This is a genomic window from Neomegalonema sp., from assembly GCF_028688855.1.
Lineage (GTDB): Bacteria > Pseudomonadota > Alphaproteobacteria > Rhodobacterales > Rhodobacteraceae > Neomegalonema.
In genome coordinates this window covers 186641-205600 of the sequence record NZ_JAQTXI010000001.1, presented here as the reverse complement: position 1 = coordinate 205600, position 18960 = coordinate 186641, and the positions used below count along the sequence as shown (strand labels likewise).

The window sequence follows — 18960 nt, the reverse complement described above, 5'->3', positions numbered from 1 at the left end:
CGGAGGAGCCTCCCCCGGCCTTGCGGATTTCTCCTCGCGCTCCGAATGCTCAGGCGCGCTTCTGCAACACCCAGGGCTGATCGCCGCGCATCTTCGCCTCGAAGGCGTCGATCTCCGCGCCATGCTGGAGCGTCAGGCCGATGTCGTCGAGCCCGTTCAACAGGCAATGACGGCGGAAGGCGTCCACGTCGAAGGCGATCTTCTCGCCGTTGGGGCGCTCGATGGTCTGAGTCTCCAGATCCACCGTGATGCGGGCGTTGGCGCCCTTCTCGGCGTCCTCCATGAGCAGGTCGATCTGCTCCTGAGGCAGGGCGATGGGCAGGATCCCGTTCTTGAAGCAGTTGTTGTAGAAGATGTCGGCGAAGCTCGGCGCGATCACGCAGCGGATCCCGAAATCCAGCAGGGCCCAGGGCGCATGCTCGCGGCTGGAGCCGCAGCCGAAGTTGTCCCCCGTCACGAGGATCTCCGCCTGACGATAGGCGGGCCGGTTCAGCACGAAGTCCGGATTCTCGCCGCCCTGCTCGTCATAGCGCAGCTCCGAGAACAGCCCCGTCCCGAGCCCCGTGCGCTTGATCGTCTTCAGATATTGCTTGGGGATGATCATGTCGGTGTCGATGTTGATCAGGGGCAGGGGCGCGGCCACTCCCGAGAGGCTGGTGAATTTCTGCATGGCTGAATCTCCTCCGCCCCGCGGATCGAAGGCGGGGGCGCTTGGCTCCGAACTTAGACCCTGCGCCCGCCGCTTTCAACTCAGGGGGCGCCGATGCGGAGCATCGGGAGGCCCTGCCCGCGCATGATCCGCTGAAGCGCCGCAGAAGCAAGAGGATTGGCCAGGTCCTCCCGAGCCTCGCCCAGACCCAGAATCACCGCCGCGCAAAGCCCCTCGACGCCCTCGACGCCCTCGACGTGAGAGGCGGAGACCTCGGCGGCGGGTTCGGGAAGCTCGGCCCGCCAAAGCCCGGCGGAGGCTTCGGCGGCGGCCTGAGCGGTCCCGCAATCGGGATAGGCCAGCGCGACGACCAGAGCCGGACGCCCTTGAATCTGGGCGTCGGCGAGGAGCCCGCCGAAATAGGGCGGGACGCCCCGAGTCGTCTCCGCCATGCGGGCTTCGATCTCGGCGCGCAGAGCCGCCATGTCCTGGCCGGGCCGCGCCCGCAAGAGAATCTCGGCAGGGTCGAAGCCCGACTCCAGCCCCAGAACCGGCGTGAAGGGCGAGGCCTGAAGCGCCTCGCCCTCGCCCGCGACGGATTCCAGGCCCGCCAGAGCCGTCGCGAGAATCGGAGTCTCCAGAGCGCTCCGCTCCACGCCGCGCAGGAAGCGGATGGCCTCGGGCGCCGACGCGTGGATCAGAGCCGCGCCCTTCCCCCCGACGGCCACAGCCTGCCCGAGGCTCCCGCGCCATGGGTCGGCGGGGTCGCGGCGCGCGAAATCCTGTTTCATCGGCTCGCCGTTGATCAGCGCGCCCTCCAGGCCTTCGACGGGTTCGAATTCCGTCCTCTCCGCCAATCTGGCGAGAACGCCCTGAACGGCCTCCGGGGATTCCATGCCGAGAACCGAAACCACGGCGGGCGGCTGACCCATGACCGCCACGAAAGTCAGATCCTTCAGATCGGTCCCCGTGGTTGCGCGCCAGGCCTCGGCGCCGGTCTGACGCCAGACCTCCCAGAAGCCCGCGCCGATGGGGAAAAACGCCCGCATCCGGATCCCCTGCGCCGCAAGGTCTCCGCCGGAGAGCTCCGCCAGAGCCCGAGGATCGGCCAGATAGATCGGCAAGGGAAAAGACGACGCCTCCTCGTAGGCCTCGGCGGGAATTTGCGCGAGGCCCGCCCGAAAGGCGGAGTCGGCCAGAGCAGCCGAGGGCGCGAAAGCCAGAAGAGCGGCGAAACATGAGCCTTTGAGCATGGGCGCGAAGCTCCCTTCGGCGTCGGAAAGAGTTCAAGGCGCTCTCATCATAGGCCGCCATGTTTCATGCACAAAGACCGGGCTTCACCGCCGCCGCAGAGCCGCCGCCCGCAGCAAGGCCCGCGCGATCAAGGTCTCTTCGGGCTTGCGTCCGCCGCGCCGCGAGGCGGCTTCGGCTTCGGCAAGGCCCATCAGCGCGGCCTCCAGAGCCTGAGGCGGCCAGCCCCGCGCCTGAGCGGCCATGGCGGGCTTGATCTTGAAGAAGACCGGAGGCCGCAGCCGCTCCAGAGCCGAATCCACCGGGATTCCCTCGCGCTCGGCCACAGCCTGCGCCGAACGCAGGCGCGTGAAATGCCGGATCGCCGCCCGCAAGGCCTGAGCCGGAGTCCCGCCCTGAGCCGCGAATCCGTCCAGCAGACGCGGAACCTCGCCCGCCTTGCCCTCGGCCAGAGCCATGGCGAGGTCGTCGGCGCCCGATTCCGCCGCGCCAGGCGCCAGAGCCGCCACGTCTTCGGGAGTCAGAGGCGAGGCGTCGCCCTGCTTGTAGAGCGCGAGAATCTCGGCGAAGCGCATCGCCTCGCCATGGCTCGCCCCGCCCAGAGCCTGAGCCAGAGCCGCCCGCGTTTCGCGTGAAGCCTCAGGCCCGCCCAGACGCCGGATCTCCTCCGCCGCCAGATCCCCCAGAGCCGCGCCCTCGGCGGGATAAAGCGCCAGAGCCCCCGCCTCCTTGGCTCCCTCGAAGAGCTTCTTCAGCTTCGAAGCGCCCGTGAGGCTCCCCGCCGTGACGATGAGAAAAGTCTCTTCGGCGATCAGCCCCAGAGCCTCGGAGATGGTTCCGGAGAGCCCGTCCGTGGCGTTGTCGAGCGTCACCACCCGCGAGCCGCCCCCGAAGGCGAGGGCCGCGCATTCGTCGGCCAGAAGCGCCGGAGTCTTGCGCAGAGCCTCCGCCGCGACGTCCGAGCGGCGAAAGGGGTCGTCGGTCGCCGCCCCGAGGATCGCCTTGAGCGCCTCGCTGCGCGCCTGAGCCGTCAGGCCGCCGTCGGGGCCATGGAAGAGCACCGCCCGCAGGCCCGCCTTGCGCGGATCGGCTCGGCGTCTGCCCCATTCGGAGGCCGAAAGCTTCACGGCCCCCACCACTCCGGCCGAGCCTCGACGGCGAGGCGCTTGAAGATCTTGTCGGCGGCGTCCTCGGCGGCGCGGCCCAGACTCTCGCGCTCGGAGACGAGAGTGGCGTATTGCGAGGCCACCGCGTTCACGGCGGCGATGGTCTCCACTTCGCCCGAAGCGAGCAGGACGTCGCCGCGCCTGAGGCGATAGCTCACGGAGAGGTCGAGGTTATAGCGCGTCACGGCGTCGTCCTGCCCGACGGCCAGTCCGCGCCGCACGGCGGAAGGCGTGGTCTCCAGCAGGAGCGGAGCCTCGGGCAGAGGCGCGCCGAAACTCCGCGCCAGAGCCCGGTTCAGACGATCCGGCAGATCGCCCCGCGCGGCGGGCGCGAGCCGCACCTGATTCATCAGCGAGCCCCCCCCTCCCGCACCGGAGCCGTAGAGGGGCCGAAACCCCTCCGGCCCGCCGCAGCCCGCGAGCAGAGCCGCGCCCAGAAGCCCGAGCGCGGCGCGGCGTGTGAGGTTAGACCACGAGATTGAGGATCTTGCCGGGCACATAGATCACCTTTCGGAAGGGCTTTCCTTCGATGGCGCGCGCCACGCCCTCATCCGCGAGGGCGGCGGCTTCGGCCTCGGCTTGCGGAGCGTCGGGCGCGAGGCGGATCTCTCCGCGCCGCTTGCCGTTGACCTGAACCCCGATCACCACCGCCGAATCCGTCAGCAAGGCCGGATCGACCTCGGGCCAGGGAGTCCGGGCGAGCATCTCGCGATGGCCGAGGGATTCCCAGAGCTCTTCGGCGAAATGAGGCGTCACGGGGTTCATCAGCTTGGCCAGAACCTCCAGAGCCTCGCGGCGGGCGGCGCCATGGGCGCTGCGGCCGGCGGCGATGGCGTTGACCAATTCGTAGAACCGCGCCAGAGCCCGGTTGAAGCGGAATTCGGCGATGTCCTCGGTGGCGCCCGCCGCGACCTTATGGGCCGTGCGGCGCAGCTCCATGCTCGCTTCGTCGAGATCGGCGGGGATGGGCGATCCGGCGGGCGGCAGATCGGGGATCGCCTCCTGAGCCAGACGCCAGACGCGCTGCAAATGCCGCGAAGCGCCTTCGGCGCCCGCGTCGGTCCATTCGACGTCGCGCTCCGGGGGCGAATCCGACAGCACGAACCAGCGCGCGACATCCGCTCCGAAGCGCGCGACGATCTCCATGGGATCGACCACGTTCTTCTTGGACTTGGACATCTTGATCACCGGTCCCACCTTCGCCGGAGCGCCCGTGGCGATGACCTTCACGCCCTCTGCGGAGATCTCCACCTCTTCGGGGAAGAGATAGCGGCCCGCCTCGTCCTGATAGGTGGCGTGAGTCACCATGCCTTGCGTGAAGAGCGCCTTGAAGGGCTCGCGCGCTTCGGGCGGCAGCCAGCCCACCTTGATCATCGCCCGGGCGAAGAAGCGCGAATAGAGCAGATGCAGGATCGCATGCTCCACGCCGCCGATATATTGATCCACCGGCATCCAGGCGGCCACGGCCTCGCGGTCGAGCGGCTCTTTGGCGTGGGGCGAGCAGAAACGGGCGAAATACCAGCTGGAATCCACGAAGGTGTCCATGGTGTCCGTCTCGCGCCGGGCGGAGCCGCCGCATTTCGGACAATTCACGTATTTCCACGTCGGATGACGGTCGAGAGGATTCCCCGGCTTGCTGAAATCGGCGTCTTCAGGCAGCCGGATCGGCAGTTCCGCCTTGGAGGCCGGAACCACGCCGCAATCCTCGCAATGGATCACCGGAATCGGGCAGCCCCAATAGCGCTGACGCGACACGCCCCAATTCCGCAAGCGATAGCGCACCTTGCGCTCGCCGCGGCCTTCAGCCTCCATGCGGTCGTTGACGACGGCTTTCGCCTGCTCGATCTCCATGCCGTCGAGGAAGCGCGAATTCACCATGCGGCCGGGGCCGACATAGGCTTCGTCGCCGATGGGGGCTTCGGGCGGAGTTCCCTCGGGCGCCACCACCCGCGTGACCGGGAGGCCGTATTTGCGCGCGAAATCAAGGTCGCGCTGATCATGGGCCGGGCAAGCGAAGATCGCGCCGGTGCCGTAGTTCATCAGCACGAAATTCGCCACATAGACCGGCAGGAGCCAATCGGGATCCAGCGGATGGACCGCCTTCAGTCCGGTGTCGTAGCCGAGCTTCTCGGCGGTCTCGATCTCTTCCTCGGCGGCGCCGCCCTTGCGACATTCCGCGATGAAGGCTTGCAGCTCCGGGGAATCCTTCGCCAATTCCGCCGCCAGAGGATGATCCGCGCTGATCGCGCAGAAGCTCGCGCCGAAGAGCGTGTCCGGGCGGGTGGTGTAGATCTCCAACTCGCGGGCTGAGGTGCGTGGGTCGGGCTTGAGCGCGAAACGGGCCTGAAGACCCTCGGAGCGCCCGATCCAGTTCTTCTGCATCAGCCGGACCTTCTCCGGCCAGTTCGGGAGTTCATCCAGCCCGGCGAGCAGATCCTCGGCCATGTCCGAGATCTTGAAGAACCACTGAATGAGCTCTTTCTTCTCGACCTCGGCGCCCGAGCGCCAGCCGCGTCCGTCCACCACCTGCTCGTTGGCGAGCACGGTGTTGTCCACGGGATCCCAGTTCACCACCGAGCCCTTGCGCTCCAGCAGCCCCGCCTTGAGCATGTCGATGAAAAGCGCCTGCTGCGCGCCGTAATATTCCGGATCGGAGGTCGCGAACTCCCGCGTCCAGTCCAGCGCGAAGCCCAGAGGCTTCATCTGCTCGCGCATGTCGGCGATGTTCTGGCGCGTCCAGACCGCCGGATGGATCCCGCGCTCGATGGCGGCGTTTTCGGCGGGCAGGCCGAAGGAATCCCAGCCCATGGGATGCAGCACGTCATGGCCCTGAGCCCGCGCCACCCGCGCCACGAGGTCGCCCATCGAGTAGTTGCGCACATGGCCGATGTGGATGCGGCCCGAGGGATAAGGGAACATCTCCAGGACGTAGCGCTTCTTCGCGCCCGGAAGACGCGGCGCCTTGAAGACCTCCGACTCCTCCCAGAGCCTGCGCCATTTGGGCTCCGCCTGACGGGGATCGTAACGATGGGGCTCGGCGGCGTTTTCGGCGGTCATGACGAAGGACTCTCGGTTCAGGACGACATGTCGGAAATTTCCGTCAGCAAAGCTTGTAGAGCCTCCCCTGAGCATTTTCCAGCGAAGCCGAAAGGCTTTGCGTCGTGAAAATGCGGCCGGATCAAAAGCTCTTGCGCGGCGGGAAGGCTCAAAACCGCGTCAGAGGCGGGGGCCTCCGATTGCGGGGCGCGCCTGCGGCGCCTATCTGCGAAGCCTCAGGATCAGGAGCCCTCCATGTCCCTCGCGGAAAGATTTCAACGTCTCCGGAAAAGGCTGACCTCGCCCGGCCCGGTCGTGCCGGTGATCCGGCTGCAAGGCGTCATCGCGGCGAATTCCGGCGGGATCGGCTCCGGCCCGACGCTGAACCACGCGCGCCTCGCCCCGGCCATCGAGCGGGCCTTCTCCGGCAAGCCCGCCGCGGTGGCTCTGGCGATCAATTCGCCGGGGGGCTCGCCGACGCAAAGCGCCCTCATCGCCGAGGACATCCGCCGCCGCGCCGACGAGAAGGGGATCAAGGTCTACGCCTTCTGCGAGGATGTGGCGGCTTCCGGCGGCTACATGCTGGCGGTCTCGGCGGACGAGATCTGGGCGGATCGCTATTCGCTGCTCGGCTCCATCGGAGCGATCATGGCGGGCTTCGGCTTTCCCGAGGCTCTGGAGAAGCTCGGCGTGGAGCGCCGCGTCTATCGGGCGGGCGAAAATAAAGACCTCATGGACCCCTTCCGCCCCGCCCGTCCCGAAGACCGCGAAAGGGCCGAGCGCCTGCTCCGCGACATCCATGCGGGCTTCATCGACTGGGTGAAGGCGCGGCGGGCGGGCCGTCTCGACGAACAGACGCCCAATCTCTTCGAGGGCGAGGTCTGGACTTCTCCGGACGCCCTGCGCATCGGGCTGATCGACGGAATCGGCCATATGGCGCCGGTGCTGCGCGAGAAGCTCGGGGCGGAGCCGCGATTCCGGCTGGCGAATCCGGCGCGGCGCGGCTTCCTCGGGCGACGCTTCGGAATGGAGATGGCGGAAGGGGCGCTGGGCGCTCTGGAGACCCGCGTGGAGTTCGGGCGCTTCGGGCGCTGAAGACGAAACGGGCGCGGAGGCTCCCGGCCGCCGCGCCCTCTTCTCGTCAGCCCAGAACCTCGGGCCATGAGGCGGTCGGGTCCGCCCAGTCGAGGGGCAGCTCCTTGCCCGGCCCCAGAGGCGCCGCCAGAGCCGCCGCCATCTGCGGAGTCGCCCCCGCCAGAGTCGGAGGCTCCCATTTCGGCGACTTGTCCTTGTCGATCAGCAGGGCCCGCACCCCTTCGAGGAAGGTCTGACCCTCCAGCATGCGCCAGGTCAGGCGGAATTCGCGGCGCATGGCGGCGTCGAAATCGAGCGACGCCCCCTCGCGCATCTGCTGGAGCGTCACGCGCAGACTCAGCGGCGCGGCGCGCTCCATGGCCGCCAGAGCCTCCCTCGCCCAGTCCTGCGGCGCGGCGCTCAGGCGCTTCAGGATCTCCTCGACGGAATCCCCCGCGAAGATCTCGTCGATCTCGTGGCGGCGCTCGACCGCCGGAGCAGGCGTCTCGGGCGGCTGGTGGAAGGACTCGAGCACCCGCTCGACCGCCTCCTCCTCCTCGCCCTCGGAGTAATCGGCCTGAGCCAGCGCCGTCTCCAGAGCCTCCAGCCGGTCCGAACGCACGGTGTGGGTGGCCAGCCCGAGCCCGAGCATGTCCTCCCAGCCGATGCGCGCGCCGGTCAGGCCGAGCCAGGTCCCCGCCTCGCCCGGCAGGCGCGGCAGGACGTAGGTCGCCCCGACGTCCGGATAGAAGCCGATCCCCGTCTCGGGCATGGCGAAGAGGACCTTCTCCGTCGCCACGCGATAACGCCCATGGGCGGAGATGCCGAAGCCGCCGCCCATGGTCACGCCGTCGAGAAGGGCGACATAGGGCTTGGAGAAGCGGAAGATCCGCCAGTTCATGCGGTATTCGGTGGCGAAGAAGCGCATGGCCTCCTCGACCCGCCCGGCCTTGCGCAATTCGGCCACCGAACGCACGTCGCCGCCCGCGCAGAAGGCCCGGCCGCCCGCGCTTCTGATCACGACGGTCTTGACCTCCTCGTCGCGGCTCCAGCGGCCGAGCGCGTCGCCGACGATCTCGCACATGCCGGGACTCAGGGCGTTGAGCCTCTGCGGCGCGTCGAGGATCAGCAGGCCCAGCGGGCCGCGGCGCTCCACACGGACTTCGGCGCTCATGGTCTTCCTCCCCCTTTGTTTTTGCTCCGGACGTCAGCCTTTATAGGCCGTCACCTCGATCTCGACCTTCATTTCGGGCCGGATCAGCCCGGCGACGACCAGAGTCGCGGCGGGGCGGATCTCGCTGAAGACCGCGCCCAGCTCCGGCGTGATCTCGGCGACATGGGCCGCATCCGTGACGATGTAGGTCGCGCGCACGACATGCTCGAAGCCGAATCCGGCCTCGGCCAGCGCCTTGCCGATCACCGCGAGGGCGTTGCGGGCCTGTTCGGCGGCGCTCTCGGGCATGACGCCGTTCGCGTAGCCGGTGGTGCCCGAGACGAAGGCCCAGTCGCCCTGGACCACGGCGCGGGAATAGCCGAGCTGGGACTCGAAGGGCGAACCGGAGGAGATCAGACGACGCGTGGAGGCCATGACGGGCTTATCCTCGAAACAGGCTGCGACAAGGTGACGAAAGGCGCGGGCGCGATGGCTGGAGGCGTGCTTGCGCGCCGGCTCCATCTCGCCATAGGTCTCGGACTCCCCGTCGGGGAGGAACATCGGATCATAGCCGAAGCCCCGCGATCCGCGCGGCGGCCAGACGAGATCGCCCTCGACGATCCCCTCGAAGACCGCCTCCCCGCCGTCCGGCCAGACCAGCGCGAGGGCGCAATGAAAGGCGCCGCGCCGGGGTTCGGGGGCCCGCCCAGCCTCAAGCTCGGACCAGACCCGCCGCATGGCGAAGCCGAAATCCTTGTCGGGCCCCGCCCAGCGGGCGGAGTAGATCCCCGGCGCCCCGTCGAGCGCCGCGACCGAAAGCCCCGAATCATCGGCCAGAGCCGGAAGTCCCGAAGCCTGAGCCGCCGCCTTCGCCTTGAGCCGGGCGTTGCCGATGAAGCTGGTCTCGGTCTCCTCGGGCTCGGGCAGGCCGAGTTCGCCCGCCGAAACCGCCTCGACGCCCCAGGGCGCGAGGAGTTCGGCGATCTCGCGCAGCTTGCCCGCGTTATGGGTCGCCACGACCAGCTTGCCGCCGCTCCAGCGCCGGGTCATGCGGCGGCTCCGAGGGCCTGCTTCTGCAAGGCGACCAGCTCGCCGATTCCCTTGCGCGCCAGCCTGAGCATCTCCTGGAACTGCTCTTCGGAGAAGGGTTCGCCCTCGGCGCTGGCCTGAGCCTCCACGAGGGCGCCTTCGCCGGTCAGGACGAAATTGCCGTCGGCGCCGGCGACCGAATCCTCGTCGTAATCGAGATCGAGCACCGGGCGTCCGGCGTAGACGCCGCAGGAGACCGCCGCCACATGGGTCCGGATCGGCCAGAGCGCCAGATTCCCCGCCTTCTTCAGCTTGGCGCAGGCCCGCCAGAGCGCCACGAATCCGCCGGTGATCGCCGCGGTGCGGGTGCCGCCGTCGGCCTGGAGCACGTCGCAGTCGATGACGATCTGCTTCTCGCCCAGCGCATGCAGATCCACGCCCGCCCGCAGCGCGCGGCCGATCAGGCGTTGAATCTCCTGGGAGCGGCCGGTCTGGCCGCCCTGTCTGGCTTCGCGGCGGGTGCGGGTGTTGGTCGCGCGGGGGAGCATGCCGTATTCGGCCGTGATCCAGCCCTTGCCCGTGCCCTTGAGCCAGGGCGGCGCGCGCTCTTCGAAGGTCGCGGTGCAGAGGACCTGGGTGCGCCCGAAGGTCACAAGGCAGGAGCCCTCGGCGTGAAGGCTCACGTCGGGCTTGAGGGTCACGTCGCGAAGCTGGTCTGAGGCGCGGCCGGAAGGGCGCATGGGAGATCCTTGATCTGGTTTTTCCATCCCCTAGCCGTTTTCTCCGGGCGCCGTCCAGACCCGCCATGAAGGCGGAAGGCGCCGGGCCGGGGAGACGAAGCCCGACGACGAAGCCCGGCGACGCAGCCGACAGACTCGCGCAGACTCGCGCCCTTTCGTCTCCCATATGGCTAACGCCGTGTTTTCCTGAGAATTTTAGAGATTACACGGCTTGGCCTGCGCGCCGCGCCAAGCTTTTATAAAGCCGACCGGGCTTATGTTCCGGAGGACTGCGGCGCTGTCGGCTTCGGCCCCCGCGCCGCCGCATTGGGGGAAGACACGACATGGGCCATGGTCCCGACGCCTCGCCGGAGGCGCAAGACGCAGGCGCGCGGGTGTTCGACTGCATGCTCCGCGAAGCCGACGACCTTCTCGAAGAGGCGCAGGCCGAATGGTTCCTCGCCGCCGAGCATCCCGAGGCCGCCCGCGAAGGGCTGCGCGCCACGGGATTCCTCGCGGCGGTGGGGGTCTGGCTGGCCTCCATGCGGAACGAACCGGTTTCGGGCGCGCGGCCCGGCCTCTCGCCCATCCTGCCGCCGCCCCGCGCCGCGGAGACGGTCGAGGATCCCGCGCTCCAGCGCCTGCGGGCCGTGAGCGGCAGGGCCGCGCGGCTCTACGAGCGGGCGGCGCGGCTGGACGGGCTGCTCAGCGGCCGCGAAGAGGCCTCCGCGATCCGGGCGCCCGAGCCCATGGCCGCCCGTCCGGCGCGGGTCTCGCCGCCGAGGCGCGCCTCCGGTCCGGGCTCGCGGGTCCATCAGATCCGGACCGCAGCCGGAGACGAGGCCGCCGCCAGTCCCGACGCCCGGGGCCGCCTGATCTGGCTTTCGGAGGCCCTGGCCGCCGAGGCCTGGGGCTGAGCGCCTCCGGCTTCCCGGCTCGCCGGGCTCGGGCCTGCGGGAGCTTCCTCCATAAGAACGCCGGGGGGTTCACGCCCTTCTGTTGCGTTGCTTACGCCGTCGCGCTATCCAATCCCCCGTGAAATTCCTGCGGGGACCGGGAATTCGGGGGGATGGCATGACGGAGTTGTTTAAGGTGAACGCATCTCTACGGATTCTGACGGCCGCCGCCGCGGCGGCCCTCTGGAGCGCGTCGGCCGGAGCGCAGACGCCCGGCGTGATCTATGACCCGCCCGGCGGAGGAGCCGCGCCCTTCGCGACGACTCCCTCCGCGACCCCGACCGCGCCCATCGCGATCGCGCCTCCGGCGCCCATGGCCTCGCCGGGACAGGTCGGCGCGGCCGCCGCCGCCAGCGCCGCCTCCGGAGGCGGAGAACTGAGCCTGCGCGCGAATCACGGCGACTGGGAAGTGCTCTGCGATACGGGCAACGCCTGCCTGATGACCCAGATCCACCGCAATGAAGAAGGCTCGCCGGACGTCATCTTCAAGGTCTCCAAGCCCCGCGCGACCAGCCCCACCACCGGTCAGCCGCTTCCGGCGCTCGCCGAGATCTTCGTCCCGCTGGGCGTCTTCCTGCCGGAAGGGCTCGGGCTGCGCATCGACCAGAACGAACCCATCGTGGCGCCCTTCTACTCCTGCGTTCCGCTGGGCTGTTCGGTGCGGGCGCCGCTGAGCGACCAGATCATCGACAGCCTCAAGCGCGGCAGCACCGCCACCGTGATCGTGGCGATCAATCCGCGCAACACCATCGAGATTCCGCTCTCGCTGCGCGGCTTCACCGCCGCCATCGGCGCCATCTGAGCCGGAGGGCGCAAGCCCGACCCCGAGACCCGGGGGCGCGAGCCCGACCTGAAGAAGCCCCGGCGCCGCAAGGCGCCGGGGCTTTCGCTTGGCCGCAGGCTCCGGAGTTCAGCGCGTGCCGCCCGGAACCCAGAGCACGTCGCCCGCGCCGCCCTGATTGGCCGCCCGCGACGCCACGAAGAGCCAGTCCGAAAGCCGGTTGAGATAGGTGATCGCGGCGGGATTCACATCCTCGCGCGCGGCGAGCTCCGTGGCGCGGCGCTCGGCGCGGCGGGCCATGGTCCGGCCGAGATGCAGCCAGGCCGCCAGAGGAGAGCCGCCCGGCAGCACGAAGCTGCGCAGGGCCGCAAGATCCTTGTTCATGGCGTCGATCTCCTGCTCCAGACGCTCCGTCTGGGAGGGGATCATGCGCAGGGGCGTGTATTTCTCCTCGGAGTCCTTCTCCATGTCCGGCCGCGAGAGATCCGCCCCGAGGTCGAAGAGCTCGTTCTGGATGCGCCCGAGCGCGGCGTCCATCTCGCCCCCCGGAATCCCGGCCGCATGGAGACGCGCCAGCCCGAGCGCCGCATTGGCCTCGTCGACGCAGCCGTAGGCCTCGACGCGGAGGTCGTGCTTGGGGCGTCGCGATCCGTCGCTAAGCGCGGTTTCGCCCTTGTCTCCGGTGCGGGTGTAGATGCGGTTCAGAACGACCATGGCTCAGCTTCCTCCCTTGAGCAGGGCGTAGAGAATCAGGAAGGCGATCACCGCGCCGAACTGGAGACCCACCCGCCAGCGCATCAGCCGGTTCGAGGCCCGGGCGCGCTCGACGTCGCCTCTTCCCGTCCCCACGCCGAGGATTCCCTTGATCAGCACGAAGAGCGTGGCCAGCGCCAGAGCCGGGGCCACGACGATCATCACAGCCTGCATGGAGGTCTCCTCATGGGTCAGGCCTTCGCCGAAATGGCGTCGAAGGCTCTTTGCGGCAGGATCCTCTTCATGAGGGCCGCCGTCTTCGTCGGGAAGGTGACGCGATAGCGCGCCTTCGGCTCGCGCGCCTCCAGAGCCCGCAGGAGGGTTTGAGCCACGGCCTCGGGGCCGAGCTCCCAGCGGTCCTTCTTGCCCTCGCCCCGGAGCCGGGGCTCGACCTGCCCGGCGTAAAGCTCGCGCCAGAAGGAGTCCGGAGTCAAGGGCTTGATCCAGCGGGCGTATTGCAGGGCGGCGTTGCGCCGGAAGGGCGTGGCGATGGGGCCCGGCTCGATCAGGATCGCCTTGATGGGGCCGCCGCGCAATTCGAGCCGCAGCGTGTCCGTGAGGCCTTCGAGGGCGAATTTCGTGGAGTTGTAGGCCCCCCGCGCCCGCGCCGCCGCGAAGCCCAGCACCGAAGAGCATTGCACGATCCGCCCCGAGCCCCGGCCCTCGTCCTGAGCGCGCATGGTCTTCAGGGCGAGTCGGGTCAGCTGATGGGGCCCGAAGAGATTGGCGGCGAAGATCGCCTCCAGGGCCTCGCGGGGCAGATCCTCGACCATGCCCGGCACGGCGTAGGCGCCGTTGTTGAAGAGCGCGTCCAGCCGCCCCCCGAGGATCTCCAGAGCCACGCGATAGCCCGCCTCGACGCCGGCGGCGTCCTCATGATCGACGAGGACCGAATCATGGCCCTCCGAGATCTTGCGCGCGACGTCCTCGGGCTTGCGGCAGGCGGCGACCACGCGCCAGCCCTTCGCGCGGAGCAGGTCGGCGCTCGCGGCGCCGATCCCCGACGAACAGCCGGTGATCAGGATGGTCTTCCGGGCGTCTTGCGGCATGGTTTCTCGCGGATCTGCGGCCTTCGGGCGCTCCCGAGGGGCTTTCCCCCCGCGCGGCGAGATCGTAGACTGTTCCTCCATCAGGGAAAAGAGGCGGATGGACAATCTCCAGACCATGCGCGCCTTCGCCGCCGTCGTGGAGGCCGGGTCCTTCACCGCAGCGGCGGAGCAGTTGCGCCTGACCAAAGGCGTCGTCAGCAAGCAGGTCAGCCAGCTTGAGGGCAGACTCGGCGTGCGGTTGCTCAACCGCACCACCCGCTCGGTGAGCCTCACCGAGTTCGGGCAGGCCTATTATGAACGCGTGGCGCGCATCCTCACCGACATCGAGGATCTGGAATCCGCCGCCCAGGAGCGCCAGACCGAACCGCGCGGACGCCTGCGTCTGACCGCGCCCCAGGTCTTCGGCGACATGTTCGTGGCGCCGGTGGTGCGGCGCTATCTGGAGCTTTACCCCGAGACCACCGTGGAGCTGATCCTCGCGGACCGCTTCGTCTCGCTGGTCGAGGAGGGCTTCGACCTCGCGGTGCGCATCGCCGAGCCCCCCGACTCCAGCCTGATCGCCCGGAAGATCCGTCCGGTGCGGCATGTGACCTGCGCCTCTCCGGCCTATCTGGGCCGACGCGGGACGCCGCACCAGCCCCGCGACCTGCGCGACCATGATTGCGTCATCGACCTCAACGGACGCACCCCCCGCACCTGGCGTTACCGCGCCAACGGCGAGCCCCTGACGGTCAACGTCAACGGCAGGGCGGCGGTCAACAGCGCGGCGGCGGCGCGGGGCATGGCTCTGGAGGGCCTGGGAATCGCGCTGATCCCGGATTTCATCGTGGCGGCGGATCTGGCGGCGGGGAGCCTCGTCGAGCTCTTCGCCGAGAACCACGCCTATGATTCCGCCGTCTACACGATCTATCCCCATGCGCGGCATCTGGCGCCCAAGGTCCGGCGCTTCATCGACCTGCTCAACGAGCGGCTGAAGGAATCGCCGGACTGGATCGCGCGGCCCTTCTGCCCCTCGCCGGTCGCGCCGGAGGCCCAGACGCCTCCGGTCGCGGCGCCTCTTCAGGTCAAGGCGGGCTGAAGCCGTGGAATGGCGCGACGAGGGGATCGCCCTCGGGCTTTCGCGCCATGGCGAGGGCCACGCCCTGCTCGACGTCCTCACCGCCGGACATGGCCGCTGGCGGGGCTATCTCCACGGCGGCGGAAGCCGCAGGCGGGCTTCGCTCCAGCCGGGCGATCTGCTGGACCTCGTGTGGCGGGCGCGGCTGGAGGACCAGCTCGGGAGCTTCCGCGCCGAATCCCTCGCGAGCCCCGCCGCCCGCGCCCTCGACGACGGCGAGGCTCTGGGCATGCTGAGCGCCCTTTGCGCGCTCTGTCTGCGGCATCTGCCCGAGCGCGAGCCCGTTCCGGAGATCCACGCCGGAGCGCTGGAGCTTCTCTCCGCCCTGCCCGATCCGCCGCGCCGCCGCGCCGCCTATGCGCTCTGGGAGCTGCGGCTTCTGGCGGGGATCGGCTTCGGGCCGGATTTCACGCGCTGCGCCCTCGGCGGCCCGACGACCGATCTCGGCTGGGTCTCGCCGCGCAGCGGACGCGCCGCCGACCGCGCTCTGGGCGCGCCTTGGGCGGGCAAGCTCCTGCCCTTGCCCGTCTTCTTGCGGGACGATCTGCCGGAGGCCTCTCCGGCCGATTTCCGCGACGCCCTGCGCCTGACGGGCCATTTCCTCGCGCTCTGGGCGGGGCGCGAGGGGACGGGCGATCCCCTGCCTCCGGCCCGTCTGAGGCTGGCGGCGCGGGCCGAAAGAGCCGCCGCCTGAGCCTTCCGGCGCATTTTCCGGATTCTGATCCCCGTCCGGATCCGGGCCTCCGCTCGCCTGTGGGGCGAGAAAAGCGCCGGAGGCTCCGGCTTTTCCCCAATTCCGGCTTCTGTTATGTTTCGAAACGCGTCAGGATGAACGGCGGCGGTCTGAGGATCGCCCCCCGCCATTCGGGGCGCAAGGGATCCGGCGCGCCGAACCCGGGCGCGCGGCGGGGTTCAGGGGGCGGCGGCCGGAGCGCGCCGCAGAGGTTTGGTTAAGGGCTGGAGCCGCGCAATGTCCCAATTGGTCACCACTCTCTTCTGGATTCTGCTCGTGATCCTCGGCGCAGGCATCCTGGGCTGGCTTCTGAGCCGCTTCTGGAGCCGCGACGGCTTCTCCTGCGGCGCCGGCGCCCATAACGGCGGCGACAGGCCCGGCCCGCTCTCCTACGCGCAGGAGCCCGCGATCGACGCCCACGGGAATCCGGTCCGCCTCGGCGACGACGCCCGTTACGGCGTCCTCCTGGCCGAGCGCGACGCCCTGACCCGCGAGCGCGACGCCCTGAGGCTGCAGGCCGAAGAAGGCGAGGCCCTGCGCGCCCGCTTCCTCGGCGGCGAGAGCTTCGACGCGGAGGGCGCGCCCTCCGGCGAGCTTCTGGCCGCCCGCGCCCGCATCGCCGAACTGGAAGGCGAGGCGATGGATCTGGTCCTCTGGCGGACTCGCGCCGAAGAGGGGAAGGTCAATTCCGAAGCCGCCTACGCCGAGCTCGAGAAGCTCCGCGCCGAGCTCTCCGCCGCCGAGGAGGCCGCGAAGGACGGGGCCGAAGACCTGCGCTCGACCGCCGATTCCGAGGCCTGGGGCCTGCGTCAGGATCTGGAGGAGGCCCGCGCCCGCATCGCCCAGCTTGAAGATTCCTCCGAGGTCGAGGAGGCCGCGCGCCTCCTGAGCCCCGAAGCCAGCGCCAGCCTCGCGCGAGGCGAGGAAAGCCTGCTCGCCGATCTGGCGACGGCCCGCGCCCGCATCGTGGATCTGGAGGGGCGGCTCGAAGCCGCCGCAGAGGCCGCGCCCCGCGAGGTCGTGCGCTACGTCTGGCGCGAGGGCGACGAGGAGGCCCGCGAGGACGGCGCCTCTGCGGAGGGCGTCGCGCCCGCCGCCTTCGCCTCGCTGCGCGGCGAGCTTGAAGAAGCCCGCGCCCGTCTGGCCCGCATCGCGGAGGGCGGCGAGGATTCCGCGAGCCTGTCCGGCTTCGCGGCCTCCGGCGCCCTGGACTCCGGCCTCGAAGACCTGCGCGCCGAGCTTTTCGCGACCCGCAACCGCCTCGCCGACGCCGAGGCCGCCCTCAACGCGGCCCGGGCCGACGGCCTCCCCCTCGAAGGCGAGCTGACCGCCGCCCGCGCCCGCATCCTGGATCTGGAGGTCGAAGCTCAGGCGGCGGTCGAGAAGGCCGGGGCTCTGCGCGCCGAGCTGGCGTCTCTGGTCGAGACGGGCCGCGCCGACGAGGAGGAGGCCGCAAGGCTGCGTCTGCGGCTGGAGGAGGCGCAGGGCGGCTCCACCGAGGCCGAGGCGGAGCTCGCGCGGCTGCGCGGCGAACTGGAGGTCGCGACGGGCCGTCTGGGCGAACTGGAGGCCAGAGGCGTCGAGGAGGCCGAAAGCTGGAAGGTGAAGTTCGCCGATCTCCAGAGCGGATCCTCCGCAGCGACGACCGAATCCGAAGCCGAATTCCGCCGCCTTCATGGCGAGCTGGCCGCCCTGACCAGCGCCAAACGCGCCGCCGATGAAGAACTCGGCAAGCTGCGCCTCAGCCTCGCCGAGGCCGAAGGCGGCTCCGTCGAGGTCGGGGCCGAGGTCTCGGGCCTGCGGAGCGAGCTCGAAGCCGCCCGGCTGCGGCTGCGCGATCTCGACGCCCGGGGCGCCGAGGACAAGGCCGCCTGGGAGCTCAAGTTCGCCGATCTCCAGAGCGGCTCCTCCGAGGCCGCGGGCGAATCCGAAGCCGAATTCCGCCGTCTGCATGGCGAGCTGGCCGCCCTGACCGAGGCCAGGCGCGCCGCCGATGAAGAGCTCGGCAAGCTGCGCCTCAGCCTCGCCGAGGCCGAAGGCGGCTCCGCCGAATCCGGCCGTGAACTGACCCGCCTGCGCGACGAACTGGCGGCGGCTCTGGGCCGCGTGGATGACGTCGAAGCCCGCGAGGCCCGCGAGGCCGAAAGCTGGAAGGTGAAATTCGCCGATCTCCAGAGCGGCTCCTCCGAAGCGACGACCGAATCCGAGGCCGAATTCCGCCGTCTGCATGGCGAGCTGGCCGCCCTGACCGAGGCCAGGCGCGCCGCCGATGAAGAACTCGGCAAGCTGCGCCTCAGCCTCGCCGAGGCTCAGGTCTCGGCCTCCGCTCCCGCCGCGGAAGACGAATCCGACGCCCTGCGCATCCGCATCGCGCGTCTGGAGGCCGGGGCCTCCTCCTCTTCCTCCGAGATCGAACTGCTGCAATCCCAGCTGCGTTCGGCGCGCGGCCGCGTCTCCGAACTGGAGTCCGCGCCTCAGGGCGGCGCGCTCGGCTTCGCCTCGGCGAACGCCGGGACCTCCGCCGAACTCGACGCCCTGCGCCTCGATCTGCGCAAGGCGCATGACCGCATCGCCGAACTCAAGGCGGAGGGCGGACGCGACGCCGAGATCCGCGAGGTCATCCGCTACGTCGAGCGCCCCGCCGCCGAGCCCGAAGAGGAAGCCCATCCCTTCACCGACGAAGAGCGCGAAGCTCAGGAGCTGATCCGCTCCGGCGCCCGCGACTTCTCGCGCCCGACGCTCCTGCTCTCCGCGCCGCGCGCGGGCGAGGCTCCGGACGATCTGAAGCTCATCCGCGGAATCGGGCCCAAGCTCGAAGGCCTGCTCCACGAGAACGGGATCTATTACTTCGAGCAGCTCGGCGCCTTCACCCCCCGCGACATCGCGTGGATCGACGGCCAGCTCGAAGAATTCCCCGGCCGCATCCTGCGCGACCGCTGGGTGCCTCAGGCCCGCGAATTCGCCCGGCTCAAGGGCGCGGCGGCCAGCCAGGCCCCGAAGAAGACCGTCTTCGCGGAGGTCTCCGAGGCGCCTCCTGCGCCGAAGCCCGCGCCGAAGACTGTCTCGGCCGAGCTGACCCACGTCGAGGCCGAGGCCCTGCGCCTCATCGACAGCGGCGAGAACTTCGACGCCCTTGCGGGCTTCGCGGGCGCGCTGCCCTCGGCGAATCGCGGCGAGCCGGACGATCTCAAGCTCATCCGGGGCGTGGCCTACAAGCTGGAGGAGCAGCTCCACGGGCTGGGGATCTACTACTTCAGCCAGATCGCCGAGATGTCGCCGCATGAAGCCGCCTGGCTCGACGGACGTCTGGGTCTGCGCGGCCGCGTGATCCGCTATCGCTGGATCGCTCAGGCGCAGATCCTCGCCGCCGGAGACTGATCTCCCGACGTCGCGCCTTCCGGATTCCGAGGACGCCGCTCCCTTCGCCGGGGGCGGCGTCTTCGTCTTATGGGCCGATCTTCGCGCTTGCGGGATCGTGAAGCCCGGCCCGGCGG

17 protein-coding genes and 1 pseudogene are annotated in these 18960 nt (G+C 69.9%); 6 read left to right on the top strand and 12 right to left on the bottom strand.

Annotated elements, in window-relative coordinates; translation table 11 throughout:
- Nucleotides 1–49: 49 nt before the first annotated feature.
- From leuD to leuS, 5 genes are all read right to left on the bottom strand, one after another.
- Entirely contained in the window at nt 50–670 is a 621-nt protein-coding gene (leuD, locus tag PHN62_RS01045) for a 3-isopropylmalate dehydratase small subunit (RefSeq protein ID WP_300145031.1), read from the bottom strand.
- An 80-nt stretch (nt 671–750) separates the two neighbouring features.
- Nucleotides 751–1902, bottom strand: a complete 1152-nt coding sequence (locus PHN62_RS01040; protein WP_300145028.1) for a hypothetical protein — start codon at nt 1900–1902, stop codon at nt 751–753.
- 84 nt (nt 1903–1986) lie between these two features.
- Nucleotides 1987–3027: a DNA polymerase III subunit delta gene (holA, locus tag PHN62_RS01035; RefSeq protein ID WP_300145027.1), complete on the bottom strand. Its 1041-nt coding sequence runs from the start codon at nt 3025–3027 to the stop codon at nt 1987–1989.
- Complete coding sequence (lptE, locus tag PHN62_RS01030; protein ID WP_300145025.1) at nt 3024–3416, bottom strand: LPS assembly lipoprotein LptE; 393 nt, start codon at nt 3414–3416, stop codon at nt 3024–3026. The genes holA and lptE overlap by 4 nt, the downstream gene beginning before the upstream one ends.
- Nucleotides 3417–3531: 115 nt before the next feature.
- Nucleotides 3532–6123: a leucine--tRNA ligase gene (leuS, locus tag PHN62_RS01025; RefSeq protein ID WP_300145023.1), complete on the bottom strand. Its 2592-nt coding sequence runs from the start codon at nt 6121–6123 to the stop codon at nt 3532–3534.
- A 234-nt stretch (nt 6124–6357) separates the two neighbouring features.
- Between leuS and PHN62_RS01020 the strand changes: the two genes are divergently transcribed.
- Nucleotides 6358–7197: a S49 family peptidase gene (locus PHN62_RS01020; protein WP_300145021.1), complete on the top strand. Its 840-nt coding sequence runs from the start codon at nt 6358–6360 to the stop codon at nt 7195–7197.
- Between the two features lie 46 nt (nt 7198–7243).
- On the opposite strand, the gene PHN62_RS01015 is transcribed toward PHN62_RS01020, so the two are convergent.
- From PHN62_RS01015 to rph, 4 genes and pseudogenes are all read right to left on the bottom strand, one after another.
- A complete protein-coding gene (locus PHN62_RS01015) occupies nt 7244–8350 on the bottom strand; it encodes an enoyl-CoA hydratase/isomerase family protein (protein WP_300145017.1) in 1107 nt (368 codons plus the stop codon).
- Nucleotides 8351–8383: 33 nt separating this feature from the next.
- On the bottom strand, nt 8384–8764 hold the full coding sequence (locus PHN62_RS01010) for a RidA family protein (RefSeq protein ID WP_300145323.1): 381 nt from the start codon (nt 8762–8764) through the stop codon (nt 8384–8386).
- A 12-nt stretch (nt 8765–8776) separates the two neighbouring features.
- Nucleotides 8777–9379 (bottom strand): annotated as a pseudogene (gene rdgB, locus PHN62_RS01005) (RdgB/HAM1 family non-canonical purine NTP pyrophosphatase); the annotation flags it as partial.
- Nucleotides 9376–10098, bottom strand: coding sequence for a ribonuclease PH (gene rph, locus PHN62_RS01000; RefSeq protein WP_300145014.1), 723 nt, complete (start codon nt 10096–10098; stop codon nt 9376–9378). The gene rph and the pseudogene rdgB, both read right to left, overlap by 4 nt.
- A 323-nt stretch (nt 10099–10421) precedes the next feature.
- Here rph and PHN62_RS00995 point away from each other — a divergent pair, with 323 nt between their 5' ends.
- Nucleotides 10422–10994, top strand: a complete 573-nt coding sequence (locus PHN62_RS00995; RefSeq protein ID WP_300145011.1) for a hypothetical protein — start codon at nt 10422–10424, stop codon at nt 10992–10994.
- A gap of 175 nt (nt 10995–11169) precedes the next feature.
- Nucleotides 11170–11835, top strand: coding sequence for an invasion associated locus B family protein (locus PHN62_RS00990; RefSeq protein ID WP_300145008.1), 666 nt, complete (start codon nt 11170–11172; stop codon nt 11833–11835).
- Between the two features lie 108 nt (nt 11836–11943).
- Here PHN62_RS00990 and PHN62_RS00985 read toward each other — a convergent pair whose 3' ends face one another.
- Genes PHN62_RS00985 through PHN62_RS00975 form a run of 3 tightly spaced genes read right to left on the bottom strand, consistent with a single transcriptional unit; the run spans nt 11944 to nt 13616 of the window.
- The gene (locus PHN62_RS00985) at nt 11944–12528 is read right to left on the bottom strand and encodes a cob(I)yrinic acid a,c-diamide adenosyltransferase (RefSeq protein ID WP_300145006.1); all 585 of its coding nucleotides are present in this window, start codon (nt 12526–12528) and stop codon (nt 11944–11946) included.
- 3 nt (nt 12529–12531) lie between these two features.
- Complete coding sequence (locus PHN62_RS00980; protein ID WP_300145003.1) at nt 12532–12741, bottom strand: HIG1 domain-containing protein; 210 nt, start codon at nt 12739–12741, stop codon at nt 12532–12534.
- A 17-nt stretch (nt 12742–12758) separates the two neighbouring features.
- Nucleotides 12759–13616: an SDR family NAD(P)-dependent oxidoreductase gene (locus PHN62_RS00975; protein WP_300145001.1), complete on the bottom strand. Its 858-nt coding sequence runs from the start codon at nt 13614–13616 to the stop codon at nt 12759–12761.
- Between the two features lie 97 nt (nt 13617–13713).
- On the opposite strand from PHN62_RS00975, the gene PHN62_RS00970 reads away from it, so the two are divergent.
- The 3 genes from PHN62_RS00970 (at nt 13714) to PHN62_RS00960 (ending at nt 18844) form a co-directional block, all read left to right on the top strand.
- Nucleotides 13714–14694 (top strand): LysR family transcriptional regulator, encoded by a 981-nt coding sequence (locus tag PHN62_RS00970; protein WP_300144998.1) that lies wholly within the window; start codon nt 13714–13716, stop codon nt 14692–14694.
- Nucleotides 14695–14698: 4 nt separating this feature from the next.
- On the top strand, nt 14699–15427 hold the full coding sequence (gene recO, locus PHN62_RS00965; protein WP_300144995.1) for a DNA repair protein RecO: 729 nt from the start codon (nt 14699–14701) through the stop codon (nt 15425–15427).
- 276 nt (nt 15428–15703) lie between these two features.
- Nucleotides 15704–18844 (top strand): hypothetical protein, encoded by a 3141-nt coding sequence (locus PHN62_RS00960; RefSeq protein WP_300144993.1) that lies wholly within the window; start codon nt 15704–15706, stop codon nt 18842–18844.
- Nucleotides 18845–18960 lie beyond the last annotated feature (116 nt).

What these genes read in the sequence shown, in the direction of transcription:
- PHN62_RS01040 (WP_300145028.1), bottom strand. Translation starts at nt 1,902, where the DNA reads ATGCTCAAAGGCTCATGTTTCGCCGCTCTTCTGGCTTTCGCGCCCTCG.
- PHN62_RS00960 (WP_300144993.1), top strand. Translation starts at nt 15,704, where the DNA reads ATGTCCCAATTGGTCACCACTCTCTTCTGGATTCTGCTCGTGATCCTC.
- PHN62_RS01020 (WP_300145021.1), top strand. Translation starts at nt 6,358, where the DNA reads ATGTCCCTCGCGGAAAGATTTCAACGTCTCCGGAAAAGGCTGACCTCG.
- PHN62_RS00970 (WP_300144998.1), top strand. Translation starts at nt 13,714, where the DNA reads ATGGACAATCTCCAGACCATGCGCGCCTTCGCCGCCGTCGTGGAGGCC.
- PHN62_RS00975 (WP_300145001.1), bottom strand. Translation starts at nt 13,616, where the DNA reads ATGCCGCAAGACGCCCGGAAGACCATCCTGATCACCGGCTGTTCGTCG.
- PHN62_RS00985 (WP_300145006.1), bottom strand. Translation starts at nt 12,528, where the DNA reads ATGGTCGTTCTGAACCGCATCTACACCCGCACCGGAGACAAGGGCGAA.
- PHN62_RS00995 (WP_300145011.1), top strand. Translation starts at nt 10,422, where the DNA reads ATGGGCCATGGTCCCGACGCCTCGCCGGAGGCGCAAGACGCAGGCGCG.
- rph (WP_300145014.1), bottom strand. Translation starts at nt 10,098, where the DNA reads ATGCGCCCTTCCGGCCGCGCCTCAGACCAGCTTCGCGACGTGACCCTC.
- PHN62_RS00980 (WP_300145003.1), bottom strand. Translation starts at nt 12,741, where the DNA reads ATGCAGGCTGTGATGATCGTCGTGGCCCCGGCTCTGGCGCTGGCCACG.
- lptE (WP_300145025.1), bottom strand. Translation starts at nt 3,416, where the DNA reads ATGAATCAGGTGCGGCTCGCGCCCGCCGCGCGGGGCGATCTGCCGGAT.
- leuS (WP_300145023.1), bottom strand. Translation starts at nt 6,123, where the DNA reads ATGACCGCCGAAAACGCCGCCGAGCCCCATCGTTACGATCCCCGTCAG.
- PHN62_RS01010 (WP_300145323.1), bottom strand. Translation starts at nt 8,764, where the DNA reads ATGGCCTCCACGCGTCGTCTGATCTCCTCCGGTTCGCCCTTCGAGTCC.
- leuD (WP_300145031.1), bottom strand. Translation starts at nt 670, where the DNA reads ATGCAGAAATTCACCAGCCTCTCGGGAGTGGCCGCGCCCCTGCCCCTG.
- PHN62_RS01015 (WP_300145017.1), bottom strand. Translation starts at nt 8,350, where the DNA reads ATGAGCGCCGAAGTCCGTGTGGAGCGCCGCGGCCCGCTGGGCCTGCTG.